This is a genomic window from [Zimmermannella] faecalis ATCC 13722, assembly GCF_000381765.1.
In the GTDB taxonomy this organism is placed as follows: domain Bacteria; phylum Actinomycetota; class Actinomycetes; order Actinomycetales; family Microbacteriaceae; genus Gulosibacter; species Gulosibacter faecalis.
In genome coordinates this window covers 98,617-112,541 of record NZ_KB907074.1, presented here as the reverse complement: position 1 = coordinate 112,541, position 13,925 = coordinate 98,617, and the positions used below count along the sequence as shown (strand labels likewise).

The 13,925-nt window shown below is 69.0% G+C and carries 11 protein-coding genes; 4 read left to right on the top strand and 7 right to left on the bottom strand.

Annotation, left to right across the window (positions count from 1 at the left end):
* Window positions 1–24: 24 nt before the first annotated feature.
* The 6 genes from def to G328_RS0100490 form a co-directional block, all read right to left on the bottom strand.
* A complete protein-coding gene (gene def, locus G328_RS0100515) occupies window positions 25–516 on the bottom strand; it encodes a peptide deformylase (protein WP_019617383.1) in 492 nt (163 codons plus the stop codon).
* Window positions 513–1,922: a mycothione reductase gene (locus tag G328_RS0100510; RefSeq protein WP_235619831.1), complete on the bottom strand. Its 1,410-nt coding sequence runs from the start codon at window positions 1,920–1,922 to the stop codon at window positions 513–515. The genes def and G328_RS0100510 overlap by 4 nt, the downstream gene beginning before the upstream one ends.
* A gap of 51 nt (window positions 1,923–1,973) precedes the next feature.
* A complete protein-coding gene (locus tag G328_RS0100505) occupies window positions 1,974–5,390 on the bottom strand; it encodes a pyruvate carboxylase (RefSeq protein ID WP_019617381.1) in 3,417 nt (1,138 codons plus the stop codon).
* 201 nt (window positions 5,391–5,591) lie between these two features.
* Window positions 5,592–6,137 carry a MerR family transcriptional regulator gene (locus tag G328_RS0100500; RefSeq protein WP_019617380.1) on the bottom strand — a complete coding sequence of 182 codons (546 nt, stop codon included), beginning with the start codon at window positions 6,135–6,137 and terminating at the stop codon, window positions 5,592–5,594.
* 301 nt (window positions 6,138–6,438) lie between these two features.
* On the bottom strand, window positions 6,439–7,170 hold the full coding sequence (gene ftsR, locus G328_RS0100495; protein ID WP_026339534.1) for a transcriptional regulator FtsR: 732 nt from the start codon (window positions 7,168–7,170) through the stop codon (window positions 6,439–6,441).
* A gap of 3 nt (window positions 7,171–7,173) precedes the next feature.
* Complete coding sequence (locus G328_RS0100490) at window positions 7,174–7,668, bottom strand: FHA domain-containing protein (RefSeq protein ID WP_019617378.1); 495 nt, start codon at window positions 7,666–7,668, stop codon at window positions 7,174–7,176.
* Between the two features lie 86 nt (window positions 7,669–7,754).
* On the opposite strand from G328_RS0100490, the gene G328_RS0100485 reads away from it, so the two are divergent.
* From G328_RS0100485 to G328_RS0100470, 4 genes are read left to right on the top strand one after another with little or no spacing between them, the layout of a single operon-like run.
* Window positions 7,755–8,594, top strand: a complete 840-nt coding sequence (locus G328_RS0100485; protein WP_019617377.1) for a DUF3097 family protein — start codon at window positions 7,755–7,757, stop codon at window positions 8,592–8,594.
* Between the two features lie 41 nt (window positions 8,595–8,635).
* Window positions 8,636–9,103 carry a hypothetical protein gene (locus tag G328_RS0100480; protein WP_019617376.1) on the top strand — a complete coding sequence of 156 codons (468 nt, stop codon included), beginning with the start codon at window positions 8,636–8,638 and terminating at the stop codon, window positions 9,101–9,103.
* A 9-nt stretch (window positions 9,104–9,112) separates the two neighbouring features.
* Window positions 9,113–10,282: an exonuclease SbcCD subunit D gene (locus G328_RS0100475; protein ID WP_019617375.1), complete on the top strand. Its 1,170-nt coding sequence runs from the start codon at window positions 9,113–9,115 to the stop codon at window positions 10,280–10,282.
* Window positions 10,279–13,263, top strand: coding sequence for an AAA family ATPase (locus tag G328_RS0100470; RefSeq protein WP_083919492.1), 2,985 nt, complete (start codon window positions 10,279–10,281; stop codon window positions 13,261–13,263). Before G328_RS0100475 ends, G328_RS0100470 begins: the two co-directional genes overlap by 4 nt.
* Here the strand turns inward: G328_RS0100470 and G328_RS0100465 are convergent.
* The gene (locus G328_RS0100465) at window positions 13,260–13,925 is read right to left on the bottom strand and encodes an alpha/beta hydrolase (protein WP_040904430.1); all 666 of its coding nucleotides are present in this window, start codon (window positions 13,923–13,925) and stop codon (window positions 13,260–13,262) included. The genes G328_RS0100470 and G328_RS0100465 overlap by 4 nt on opposite strands.

Here is a 13,925-nt window from a genome sequence, read left to right as displayed (position 1 = left end):
CCCCTCGCCGAGAGCGGCTGGTTCTTAGAACCAGTCGCTCTCGCGGATTTCCCGCAGGGCGCGGCGGCGCTCATCCTTCGAGAGCGTGTCGACGTACACCGTCCCGTCGAGGTGGTCACACTCGTGCTGCAGCATCTGCGCCATGAGGCCGTCGCCCTCGAGCACGATCTCGTTACCGTCGAGATCGGTGCCGCGCACGCGAGCGTGCGGGTATCGCTTCGTCTTGAACCAGAGTCCAGGCACTGAGAGGCAGCCCTCGTCGATCTCCTCGGGCTCGCCCGAGAGCTCCTCGACGACCGGGTTGAGGATGTACCCGACCTTGCCCTCAACGTTGTAGCTAAAGGCGCGCAGCGAGACGCCGATCTGCGGCGCGGCGACGCCGGCGCGGCCATCCATGTCGGTCGTCTCGACGAGGTCGGCGACGAGCCCGCGGATGCGGTCGTCAATCGTCGTGATCGGGTCGGCCTTCGTGCGCAGTACGGGGTCGCCGTAGTACCGGATTTCGCGGATGGTCACGCGCTCAGTTCCTCCTCCGCCTTCAACAGGGCGTTTTCGATGATTTCGGTTGCGGCCGGGTGCGGCCAGTACTGCCCGCGCGCGAGTCCGCGCACGGATTGCACGAAGCTCGCGGCCTGCACGAGCGGTTGCAGCAGAATCGGCGCGTCGGGGCCGATGATGTGCGCGCCGAGGAGCTTTCCGCTCTCGCGCTCGACGACGAGCTTCGCGAAGCTCGTCGTGTCGTCGAGGGCCCAGCCCCACGCGGTCCAGCCGTAGTCGTGCCGCACCTCGAAGGCGTCGAGGCCAGCCTCGCGAGCGGTATCGAGCGTTTGCCCGAAGTGGGCGACTTCGGGGGCGGTGAACACGGCGTACGGCACCGGCCCGAGGGTATTCGCGACGAGCGGCTCCCCCGCGCGCTCGCGCAGCAGGTTGGTCGCGACGATGCGCGCATCCTGGTTCGCGACGTGCTTGAGCTGGTGCGGCGAGCTCACGTCGCCCAGGGCATAGATTCCTTCGACGGCAGCGCCGTCGCGCACGACCCGCTGAAACTCGTCGACCTCGAGTAGGCCGTCGGACGCAACGTCGAAACCGGCCGCGGCCGCGGCGACCCGGTCGGTGTTCGGAACCCGGCCGGCGGCGACGAGCACGAGCGAGGTGTCGAGCTCGGTTCCGTCGGAGAGCTCGAGGTGCACGCCCGCCTCGGTCGTGCGCGACGAGGCGACCTCGACGCCGCAGCGCAGGTCCCACTGCTCGCCCGCGAGCTTCGTGAACGTCTCGGAGACGTCGGCATCGCCCGAGCGCAGCGGCGCCGAGCGGACGAGCTGGGTCACCTCGGCACCGAATGACGAGTACACGGCCGCGAACTCGCACGCGACGGCGCCACCGCCGATGACGACGACGCGGTCTGGGAGCGCGTCGAGGCGCAGTGCGTCGTCGCTCGAGATCACGCGGTCGCCGAACGGGATGGACGCGAGCTCGCGTGGTCGCGAACCGGCGGCCACGACGATCCGGTCGCCATGAAGTCGACGGCCCGACGTCGTGCGCAGCTCACGCTCCCCCGTGAAGACAACGGTTTCGCGCACGAGCGAGATATTCGGTTCGCCGTGATCGCGGTACTCCTCGCCGCTGTGCGAGATCGCGTCGATGCGGCCGAACACGCGGTCGCGCACGGACGGCCAGTCGAGCGTGGCCGTGCCGCTAACGCCGAGGTGTTCGCCAGTGCGCACGTCGCGGGCGACGTCGGCGGGGTGCACGAACATCTTCGTCGGGATGCAGCCGGCGTTGAGGCACGTGCCGCCGAACCAGCGGCCATCGTCGACGATCGCGATGCGCCAGTTGGCGAACTCGGGCGACGCGATCGTGTTTCCCGATCCCGCCCCAATGATGATGAGGTCGAACGATTCGGTCGCGCTGGCAGTCGCCACGGGCATCCCCTTTCGTGCCGGGGATGCCCGTGCGCGCCTACGAGTCGCTCGTCACACCCCGGTGGAGTCGTCGGGTCGGATGACGGCAACGAGGTCGCCGTTGTCAACCGACTGCGGTGCCTGGAGCACCACCCGGTCAATCGTACCCGCGCACCCGGCGGTGATCGCCGCCTCCATCTTCATGGCCTCGATCGTTGCGATCTGATCGCCCTGCTCGACGTGCTGGCCCTCCTCAATGCGCACCGTGACGGTGCCCGAGAACGGCGCGGCAACGTGGCCGGCGTTCGATGGGTCGGCCTTCTCGCGCTCGACCTCCTCGACCTTGATGCTCCGATCGCGCACGAGCACGGGGCGCAGCTGGCCGTTCAGGGTCGCCATGACGGTGCGGGTACCCGACTCGTCGGGCTCGCCGATCGCCTCGAGCGTGATGAACAGGTCGACGCCGCGCTCGAGCTGCACCCGGTACTCCTCGCCCGGCTCGAGGCCGTAGAGGTAGTCGAGCGTGTCGACCATCGAGAGGTCGCCGAACAGGTCGCGAATGTCATCGAAGATCGCCGTGGGCTGTGGGAAGAGCAGCCGGTTCAGTGCCGCGCGACGCGTCGCCGAGTCGGCATCGAGGGCGGCCTCGTCGGCCGCCGTGAGTGGCTTCACGTCGACGTTGGGGTTCTGGCCGCGCAGCGCCTTCGTGCGGAACGGTTCCGGCCAGCCGCCGGGCAGGTCGCCGAGCTCGCCCGCGAGGAACCCGATGACCGACGCGGGCACGTCGTAGTTCTCGGGGTGTTCCTCGAAGTCCTTCGGGTCGGCGTTCACCGCGACAAGGTGGAGGGCGAGGTCACCCACGACCTTCGACGACGGCGTCACCTTCGGCAGTCGGCCGAGGATCCGGTCGGCGGCCTCGTACATGTCTTCGATGCGCTCGAAGTCGTTCGCGAGGCCGAGGGCGATCGCCTGCTGGCGCAGGTTCGACAGCTGCCCGCCGGGAATCTCGTGGCGGTAGACGCGACCCGTGGGCGACGGCAGGCCCGACTCGAACGGGCGGTAGATCGCGCGCACGGCCTCCCAGTACGGCTCGAGGTCGGTGACGGCCTCGAGGTCGATGCCGGTGTCGCGCTCGGTGTTCGCGAGGGCGGCGACGAGCGCGCTCATCGACACCTGGCTCGTCGTGCCCGACATGGGCGCGGCCGCGACGTCGACGGCGTCGACCCCGGCGCTCGCCGCGGCGACGAGCGTCGCAAGCTGGCCGCCCGCCGTGTCGTGCGTGTGGAGGTGCACGGGCAGGTCGAAGCGTTCGCGCAGCGCCGTGACGAGCTTCGCCGCTGCTGCGGGCCGCAGCAGGCCGGCCATGTCCTTGATCGCGAGCACGTGCGCCCCGGCGTCGACGATACGGTCGGCGAGCTCGAGGTAGTAGTCGAGCGTGTAGAGCGACTCGTTCGGGTCGAGCAGGTTGCCGGTGTAGCACATCGCAACCTCGGCGACGGTCGTGCCGGTCGCGCGCACGGCCTCGATCGCGGGGCGCATCTGCTCGACGTCATTGAGCGCGTCGAAGATGCGGAAAATGTCGACGCCCGTCTCGGCCGCCTCGCGCACGAACGCGTCGGTGAGCTTCGTCGGGTACGGCGTGTACCCAACGGTGTTGCGCCCGCGCAGCAGCATCTGGATCGGGAGGTTCGGCATCGCCTCGCTGAGCTGCGCGAGACGGGCCCACGGGTCTTCCCCGAGGAACCGCAGCGCCACGTCGTAGGTCGCGCCGCCCCACGCCTCGACCGAGAGCAGCTGCGGCAGCTGGCGCGACACGAACGGGGCTGCTTCGAGCAGGTCGGCGGTTCGCACGCGAGTCGCGAGCAGCGACTGGTGCGCGTCGCGGAACGTCGTGTCGGTGACGCGCAACTGCGTGTCGTCGCGCAGGCGCTTCGCCCAGGCCTCGGGGCCGAGTTCGCGCAGGAGCTGCCGCTCCCCCGCGGGCGCCTCGGCCTCGCCGAGGGCGGGAAGCTTCACCTTCGGCTGCAGGTCGCCGGGGCGCTCACCGTTCGGCTTGTTGACGGTGACGTCGGCGAGCCAGTTGAGAATCTTCGTGCCGCGGTTCGCCGACTTGCGGTACTGCAGCAGCTCGGGTCGCTTCTCGATGAAGTCGGTCGAGACCTCCCCCGCGATGAAGGTGGGGTCGGCGAGCACCTTCTCGATGAAGGGGATGTTCGTCGCGATGCCGCGGATGCGGAATTCTCGCAGGGCGCGCAGCGCGCGGCGCACCGCGGTCTGGAAGTCGCTTCCGTGCGCGATGAGCTTGAGCAGCAGCGAGTCGAAGTAGGGCAGCACCTCGGCACCCGTCGCGACCGTGCCGCCGTCGATGCGGATGCCCGAGCCACCCGCCGACCGGTAGGCGGTGATCGTGCCTGAGTCGGGGCGGAATCCCTGCGAGGGGTCTTCGGTCGTGATGCGCGCCTGGATCGCGTATCCGCGCCGCTGAATCGTCGGCTGCGTGAGCCCGAGCTCTTCGAGGGTCTCGCCCGACGCGATGCGCATCTGCGACTGCACGAGGTCGACGTCGGTGATTTCTTCGGTGACGGTGTGCTCGACCTGAATGCGCGGGTTCATCTCGATGAACACGTGCTGGCCCGCGCGGTCACCCTCGGTGTCGACGAGGAACTCGACGGTGCCGGCATTGACGTAGTCGATCGACTCGGCGAACTTCACGGCGTCGCGGTAGATCGCGTCGCGGATGCCCTGGTCGAGGTTCGGGGCGGGGGCGATCTCGATGACCTTCTGGTGGCGTCGCTGCACCGAGCAGTCACGCTCGAACAGGTGCACGGTCGAACCCGACTCGTCGGCGAGCACTTGCACCTCGATGTGGCGCGGGCGCAGCACGGCCTGCTCGATGAACATCGTGGCGTCGCCGAACGCGCTCTTCGCCTCGTTCATTGCCGACTCGAGCGCGTCGCGGAGGTCTTCCTTGCGCTCGACGCGGCGCATGCCGCGACCGCCACCGCCCGCGACCGCCTTTGCGAACACGGGGTAGCCGATCTCGTCGGCCGCCGCGATGAGCGCCTCGATGTCGGTCGAGGGCTCGCTCGAGGCGAGCACGGGCACGCCCGCGGCGATTGCTTGCTCCTTCGCGTGCACCTTGTTGCCCGCCGAGGCGAGTACGGTCTGCGACGGACCAATGAACTTGATGCCGTTGTCGGCGCAGGCCTTCGCGAAGTCGGCGTTCTCTGACAGGAACCCGTAGCCCGGGTAAATCGCGTCGGCCCCCGAGAGCTTCGCGACGCGAATAATCTCATCGATGTTGAGGTACGCCTGAACGGGCGACCCCTCTGAGCCAATCTCGTAGGCCTCGTCGGCCTTGAGGCGGTGGAGCGAATTCCGGTCTTCGAACGGGTAGACGGCAACCGTCTTCGCTCCGAGTTCGACGGCGGCACGGAATCCGCGAATTGCAATTTCACCGCGGTTCGCGACGAGTACCTTCTTGAACACGCTTCCCCTCACTCTTCCGGGTCTCGGAAGTGGCTGTACTTCGTTGTCTGGGTGGAATCACAGTAACCCGCTGAAGGCCCGGAGTTAACAAGCTGTACACACGAATTGGAACGCGCCGTCACAGCGTTGTGTCGGCCCCCAGGGAAAACGCCGAGATCGCGAACGATTCATACAAGTTCGCGATCTCGGGAAAGAAATTGGTTAGCTGACGCGCTTCCGGCGACGCGCCGCGAGCTCGTCTTCGGGCTCGGCCTGCTCGGTCTCGATGTCGACGAGGTTCGTCTCAACCTCGCGGAGCACCTGGCCGACGAAGATGCCGAAGACGCCCTGGCCGCGCTGCACGAGGTCGATGACCTGGTCGTTTGAGGTGCAGAGGTAGACGCTCGCGCCATCGGACATGAGGGTCGTCTGCGCGAGGTCGGTAATGCCGGCGTCGTGGAGCTGCTCGACGGCGACGCGAATCTGCTGCAGCGAAATGCCCGTCTCAAGCAGGCGCTTCACGAGCTTCAGTACGAGGATGTCGCGGAACGAGTACAGCCGCTGCGACCCCGAGCCCGACGCATTCTTGATGGTCGGCTCGACGAGCTGCGTGCGTGCCCAGTAGTCGAGCTGTCGATACGTGATGCCCGCGACCCGTGCGGCAACGGCGCCGCGGTACCCGAGGTTCGGGTCGAGGTCGGGAAGCCCGTCGGTGAACAGCAGCTCTCCGTGCAACGGCTGCCCGTCTGCATCTTCGCGTGCGCCCATGGCGTGTCCCTTTCCAACCGAGCCGTGCCGGTCTGCTGTGTGCGCGATGTCGCGCAAGTGCGTTGCAGTCAGTCTTACGCTTCGCCTCAGACGCGCGGGCGCGGCTCGCCGAGCAAGTCGCGCATTGCACATCCAAGATGAAGGTCGGCTCATCCCAGTGTAGGCGAGCCCGCGTCGTTCATCGAGGTCGAATTACAACGATGAAATCGTGTCATTGATCGGCGCACTAGCGCGGTGACTCGCCGCAACCCTCAAGTTCAAGTTGAGGGTGAGACCAAACCGTGATCTGCGGCCGCGTCGGTTACCCGCGGCGGTCGCGCAGACCCTGCCGCAGCAGCGACGTGCGCACTCGCTCGAGCGCGGTGGCGAGCTCGTCGGCCTTCGCGTCGGCCCGGGCCTTCGCCGACGCATCGCGGCCACGCTTGAGCGGCGTGATCGCGCGCTCGACGAGGCCGAGATCGTGCTGCGCCGCCGAGCGGTACGGGCGCAGGTGGCGCGGCTGGATGCCCGACTGCTCGAGCTCGACGAGGGTTGAGAGGAGGACGAGCTCGTCTTCGCCATAGCGCATGGCGCGCGCGATGAGGCCAGCGGTGTGCGCCGCCTCGAGCAGATCGCGTGAGGCGCCCGAGCGCTGCAGCAGCTCGTCGCGCCGCAGCTCGAGCCCCGTCTCGAGAATCCCGAGGGCGGCCGCGGGATTCGATTCGGCGGGCTGGCGCGACGCCGCGGTAGCGCCCGGAAGCTTCGGCGACTCGCCGCGGTCGACCGCCTCGAGGTACTCGCCGATCACCTTGAGCGGGAGGTAGTGATCGCGCTGCAGCGAGAGCACAACGCGGATGCGCTGCACGTCTTGGTCGGAGTACTTGCGGTAGCCCTTCTCGGTGCGCGCGGGATGCACGAGCCCCTGTTCCTCGAGAAACCGAATCTTCGAAGGCGTGAGCTCGGGATGCTCAGCGCCGAGGCGCTGCAGCACCTGCCCAATCGAGAGTTTCGGTGTCGAGCCAGCTGGCCCGGCAGCCGCGGTTGAGGCGGCCACGGGCTACTGCGCCGACTGTGCGGTGGGAACGTCGAGGGGCGAGGCGTAGAAGGTGAGTCGGTACTTGCCGATCTGTACTTCGCCGCCATTCGAAAGCTGGGCCTGGTTGATGCTCTCGCCGTTGTAGTACGTGCCGTTGAGCGAGCCGAGGTCGCGCACCTGGAACGTGCGACCCGTGCGCGTGAACTCGGCGTGACGGCGCGAGACGGTCACGTCGTCGAGGAAGATCTCGGCGTTCGGGTGACGCCCGGCGATCTGCAGGTCTGTGTCGAGCAGGAACCGCGCACCGACATTGCTCCCCCGGCGAACGATGAGCAGGGCCGAACCCGACGGCAGCGCGCCGATCGAGTCCATCTCCTCCTTCGAGACGCCACCCGCAATGAGTGCGGCGAGCTGGGCGCTGAAGTCTCCCGTGAACGACATCGTCGACGACTGCTCTGCTGACGCGTCGGCGTTGCCGCGGGCCTGATTCAGGTCGCGCTCGTCGTTCTGCGACATGTATTCCTCCTGCTCGATGAGAGCAATCAGCTTAGCGCACGCCGAAACAAGGAAGGTGGGCGCGGGCCAGTAAACTCACGGTCATTATGGACGACCGGTACGACAACGACCCGATTGCCCGGATGCGCGAATCGCGCCGCCCGAAGGGACCGCGGCCGGTCGCCGCTCGCAAGGGGATGTGGCTCGAAGATCCCGGCACCGAGTTCTTCGGTCAACTCGTCGGCGCCGACCGCGAGACGGTGACCCTGCGTGACGCCGACGGCGCGCAGCGCAAGTTCCCTCGGCACGGCCTGTTCTTCGACGACGACGGCGCCGTCACCCTGAAGTTCGGCGCGCCGCGATCCAAGACACCTTCCCGGAGCGCCTCGGGCTCGGTGTACGTCGAGGGGGCGCGAGCCCGCGTCGCTCGAGCCGGGCGCATCTTCGTCGAGGGCCGCCACGACGCCGAGCTCGTCGAGAAGGTGTGGGGGCACGACCTGCGCATCGAGGGCGTCGCGGTCGAGTATCTCGAGGGTGCCGACCACCTCGAGGAGGTACTGCGCGAGTTCGCCCCAGGCGGCGAGCGCCGCGCGGGCATCCTGCTCGACCACCTCGTCGCAGGTTCGAAAGAGACCCGCATCGCCGATGGCATCATGCGCCAGTTCGGGAGCGACTGCGTGCTCGTGCTCGGGCATCCCTATATCGACGTGTGGCAAGCGGTGCGACCCGAGCGGCTCGGGATGCGCGAGTGGCCGTACATCCCGCGCGGGCAGTCGTGGAAGCACGGCATCTGCGCGCACCTTGGCTGGCCGCACGAGGAGCAGGCCGACATCGCGCGCGCCTGGCAGCGCATCCTCGGCCAGGTACGCAACTGGAACGACCTCGAGCCGTCGGTGATCGGCCGCGTCGAGGAACTCATCGACTTTGTAACGGCGCCGGGCGCGTAACGCGACCGGCTCCAGATCTCGACAAGGCGTAGAGTTATGCCATGTCGATTCGAGTGTGGCAGGCCCTGCGACTCATCCTTCCGGCCGTGTGGCTCGGCCTCATCATCGCCATTGACCTCATCGAGGCGCCGCTGAAGTTTCAGGCGCCCGGCATCACGATTCCGCTCGGGCTCGGGATCGGCCGGCTCGTGTTCCTCGCGATGAACTTCACCGAACTCGTCATTGCGCTCGTGCTCGTCATTGCACTCTGGCGTGGCCGGGCGGATCGCCGCTCATGGTGGCTCGCGATCAGTGTTGTCGCGGTGTTCGCCGTGAAGTTCACAATTATTCGCCCTTTGCTCGCCCGACACACGAACGAAGTGCTGGCAGGTGGCGAGGGAGGCTCGCTCACCCACTACTTCTATATCGGCGCCGATGCCGTGTTGTTCGTGCTGCTCGTGTGGTTCCTCGTCACCCAGGCCCGGCGGCTCGTCGGCGTGCGCGAGGAGCGTGTCGTAGGCTCGCGCTAGCCTGCGAGCATGCGCATCCTGCACACCTCTGACTGGCACATCGGCCGCACCTTTCACGGTGAGTCGACTCTCGAGCACCTCGACACGGTGCTCCGCGCCCTGACCGACTTCGTGCCCGAGCACGGGGTCGATGTCGTCGTCGTCGCTGGCGACATCTTCGACTCCGCGGCGCCGGCGGCCGGTGCCTTCGACTTCCTTTCCGACGCCCTGCAGCGGCTGCGTGCGACGGGCGCCGTGGTCGTCGTGTCGAGCGGCAACCACGACTCCGCCGCACGCCTGCGCTTCCCGGCCGCGTGGGCGCGACTCGCGGGCATCCATATCTCGGCCGACCCGGCGCAGCCCGTGGCACCGGTCGAGCTCCACGATTCGCACGGCACGGTGCGCTGCTACCCCATCCCCTACCTCGAGCCGGCGCTCGTTCGTCATCTCCCAGGCGCCGAGGCGGTGCGCACCCAAGAAGACGCGCTGCGCTGGGCGACCGACGCCGTCCGCGCCGACGTCGAGGCGAACGGCGCCGACGGCGACCGCACGCTCGTGCTCGCACACTGCTTCGCCGCCGGGGTGCCCGAGACGACCCCCGGCGACGACATCGAGCGCGACCTCACGGCCGGCGGCATCGACGTCGTGCCCACGTCGCTCTTCGACGGCTTCGACTACGTCGCGCTCGGGCACATTCACTCGCACGTCGAGTTGACCGAGCGCGTGCGGTACTCGGGCGCGCCGCTGCACTACTCCTTTAGCGAGGCGGGTGCCCCGCGCGGCGTGTGGCTCGTCGACCTCGACGGCGACGGTTTTGCCGGAGCACGGTGGCTCGATCTCCCCGTACCGAGGGCGCTCGCCCGGCTGCGCGGTGAACTCGAAGCCCTGCTGCACGACGACGACGCGGCCGCCGCCGAGGGCGATTGGGTGCAAGCGCAGCTGACCGACGCGGCGCGGCCGATCGACGCGATGCGCCGCCTTCGCACGAGGTTCCCCCACGCGGTGCATCTCGAATACGACCCACCGAATGTCAGCGCGAACGCGACCGCGCACCTCGAGCTGCTCGCCGAGCACACGAGCGACGAGCAGCGTCTGCGCGGATTCATCGAGTTCGTGCGCGGCGAGGCGGCGACCCCGGCCGAACTGCGCGAACTCGACGACCTGCTCACCGAGGCACGCTCGAAGGAGGCGCAGCGATGAGGATGCTCCAGCTCGCGTTCCGCGGCTTCGGCCCGTACCGCGACGCCCAGACCATCGATTTCGCCGGCCTCGCCGACGACGGCCTCTTTCTCATCACCGGCAAGACGGGCGCCGGCAAATCGACCGTGCTCGACGCGATCGCCTTCGCGCTCTACGGCAGCGTGCCGCGCTATGACGGCTCAGTGGGCCGAGTGCGCAGCACGTTCGCGAGCCTCGACGACCCGACTGACGTCACCCTCGAGTTCGAGCACGGCGGCGAGCGGTACCGCATCGCGCGTTCCCCCGAATACGAGCGCCGCAAGAAGCGGGCCGGCGAGGGCACGACGACGCAGGCGGCGACCCAACAACTCGACCGCTGGGATGCGGTTGCCGACGATTGGATCGGCGTCGCGACGAAGGCGGGTGTTGTCGCCGAGGAGCTCGCGCGCATTTTCCCGCTCACTGGCGACGAGTTCTTTCAGGTCGTGCTCCTCGCGCAGGGCGACTTCCAACGCTTCCTGCACGCCGATTCGCAGGGCCGGCAGGAGCTGCTCCGCAAGCTGTTCCGCACGCAGCACTACCGCGACCTGCGCGAGCTCGCGCAGGAGCGTTCCCGTGCCGCCGCGCAGGAATTGCATGACCTGCAGCAATCACTGCGGGCGATCGCTCGCGAACTCGAACTCGGCGACGACGACGCGGCCGTCACCGAGGAATCCCTCACCAGCCTGGCGACGGAAGTCGCCGCCGAGGTCATGAGGTCGGAGGCCGAACTCGAGTCAGCGCGCACGGCGAGCGATGCCGCGGCCAAGCGGTTGCGCGAGCTTGAACGCCAGCTCGAACGTCAGCAGCGCCGCGCGGCGGCGACCGCGCAGCTCGAACGCCTCGAGGCCGAACGCGACGCGATCGTCCGCGAGGTCGACGAACCGTTGCGTCGCGACCGGCTCGCATCTCCCCTCATGCCCGTCCTCGAGGCGCACGCACGCGCCGAGCGGGCCCGAGCCGACGGCGTTCGGGCGCACGAGGCCGCCGCCGCGGCCCTCGACGCGCGACTCGCGCGCGACGACGCAGCCGAGCTGCGCGAGCCTGTCGCATCGGGCGCCGACCTGCCAACGTGCACCGCCGTCCTCGAGCAACTGCGTGAACACCTCGGCACCCTTCGCGCCGGCGAGTCCATCGACCAGCGGGTCGATGAAGCACAGCACGAGGTGACCGACACCGAGCGTGCACTCGAGGCCACCCGCACCCAGCTCGCCGAGCTCCGCGCCGCCCGCGGGGGCCGACCAGAGCAGCTTCGCGCCTTCGAACGAACCGTGGCGGAGCTCGAGGCCAAGGCCGAGCAGCTCGAAGCCGCAAACACGCGCGTCTCGGCCCTCGCGGCGCAGCTCGCCGCGGCGCAGGATGCCGCAAAGCTCCGCGAGCGGGCCGAGCAGGCACTCGCCGAGCGCGAGCGGGCCGCCGAGGCGCTCACCCGTGCGTCCGAACGCGACCGCGAGCTCATCGCGCGTCGGCTCGAGGGCAGCGCCGCCGAGCTCGCGAGCAGGCTCACGCCCGGCGAACCCTGCGCCGTCTGCGGCTCGACGACGCATCCTGCCCCCGCCGAGCCCGCGGGCGCGCCCGTCACCGATGCCGATCTCGACGCGTCCTCCCTCGCCGTCCAGGCGGCGAAGGACGTCGATACGGCCGCGCGCGAGGCCTACGACGCGATCTCGACGACCCTCGCGAAGCGAACCGGCGACGCTTCGGGACTCACCCCCGACGAGGCCGCCGCCCGCCATCGCGAGGCACGCGACCACGCGGAACAGCTGCAACGCGCCACGGAGAAGCTCGCGACGACCCGCGAGGCGGCCGCCAAGCTCGAGGCCCGCGACGCCGACGACGCCGTGCGTGAGGTGGAACTCACCGCCCGCGTCGACACGCAACTCGCCGCGTCGGCGGCCGCCGTATCCGAGCTCAGATCCCTCACATCACAGCAGCGGGCGCTCCGCGGCGAGTTCGACAACGTCCGCACGCGCCGCGAGATGACCGAATCAGTGGCCGACGCCCTCGCGGCGACGATCGCTACGCAGCGCGCCGCCGACGCCGCGGCAGACGCCGCCCGCGACGCGGCAACGCGTGCGGCCGAGCGACTCGTGGCAAGCGAGTTTGCCGACGAGGCGCAGGCCCGCGCCGCTGCGCTCTCCGATCAAGCGCGCGGCGAGCTCACCGAGCGCCGCCGCGCCCACGATTCGGGCCTTGACGGCGCCCGCAAGACGCTCGCCGAGCCCGAGCTGCAGCACCTACCCGACGCACCCGTCGAGATCGAGCCTGCCCGCGAGGCCGCGCGGCTGGCCGCCGACGCCCTCGGCGAGGCGCAGCGCGCCCACGGCGCCGCGACCTCCCGGCGCGCCTCCATCGACGCCGCGATCGCCCGCGGCCGCAAGTTGCTGCAGGGCGCGAGCTCGACACTCGCCCGGGCGCGCCTTCGCCAGCAGCTCGCGGGTGAGCTGCGTGGCGACAACGCCCGCAAGCTGAACCTTGAGGCGTACGTGCTCGCGGCGCACCTCGAAGAGATCGTGCAGGCCGCGAACGTTCGGCTCGGCGAGATCACCGCAAACCGCTACTCGCTCGTGCGCGACGACTCCCTCGCCCGGCGGGGCGCCCAGTCGGGCCTCGGCCTCGAGGTCGCCGACATCTACACGGGCATCAGCCGCACGCCGCAGTCACTCTCGGGCGGCGAAACGTTCCTCGTTTCGCTCGCGCTCGCGCTCGGACTCGCCGACGTCGTGTCGGCGCAGGCCGGCGGCATCAGCCTCGACACCCTGTTCATCGACGAGGGCTTCGGCTCGCTCGACGCCGAAACCCTCGAGACCGCGATGCGCACGCTCGACCACCTGCGCGCATCCGGCCGTACCGTCGGCGTCATCAGCCACGTCACCTCGATGCACGAACGGATTCCCACCCACATCGAGGTGCGGCAACTCGACGACGGCTCGAGCAGGCTCGAGACCCGCGATGCGGGTTAGCGCACGTGGATTCCTTCGAGGAAGCCGCGCACGTCACGAAGCTCTTCCATCGACACCTCGTGGCCGAGCTCCGGGTACCGGTGGATCGTCGCGCGCGTGTGCGTGCGCAGCCACTCCTCGGTGAGCTTGAACGCGGCGCGTGAGATCGACGAGTCGTCCTGCTCGCCCCAGCCGAAGAACACGGGGCAGTCAAGCTCGGTGAGGCGCTGATCGGACTCTACGGAGCTCTTCTCGGTCGGCAGCACGAAGCCCGACAGCAGCACTGCCGCGGGTACCCGCTCGGGTCGCGCGCGCATGAGTTCGGCGGCCATGACCGCGCCCTGCGAGAACCCGATCGGTACGATCTTGCCCTTCGGCAGCTTCTCATCGAGCGTCGCGAGCAGCAGCTCGAGCGACTTCGCGATCGCCTCGTCGTCGAGCGCGTCGAGCTCCTCGCTGATGTGGCCACGCTTCGTTTTCGCGTCGAACGGGAACCACGCGGCGCCCGTCATCTGCGGCACCGGCAGCGGGGCGCGAATCGAAAGAATGTCCCAGTTCGGCGGCACGTCGAGGGGGCTGATGAGCCCGAACAGATCCTGCTCATTCGCGCCGAACCCGTGCAGCAACAGCAGCGTCGGCCCGCCACGCAATCCGGTCGGTGAAATCGTGTGCAAAGTGGTCAT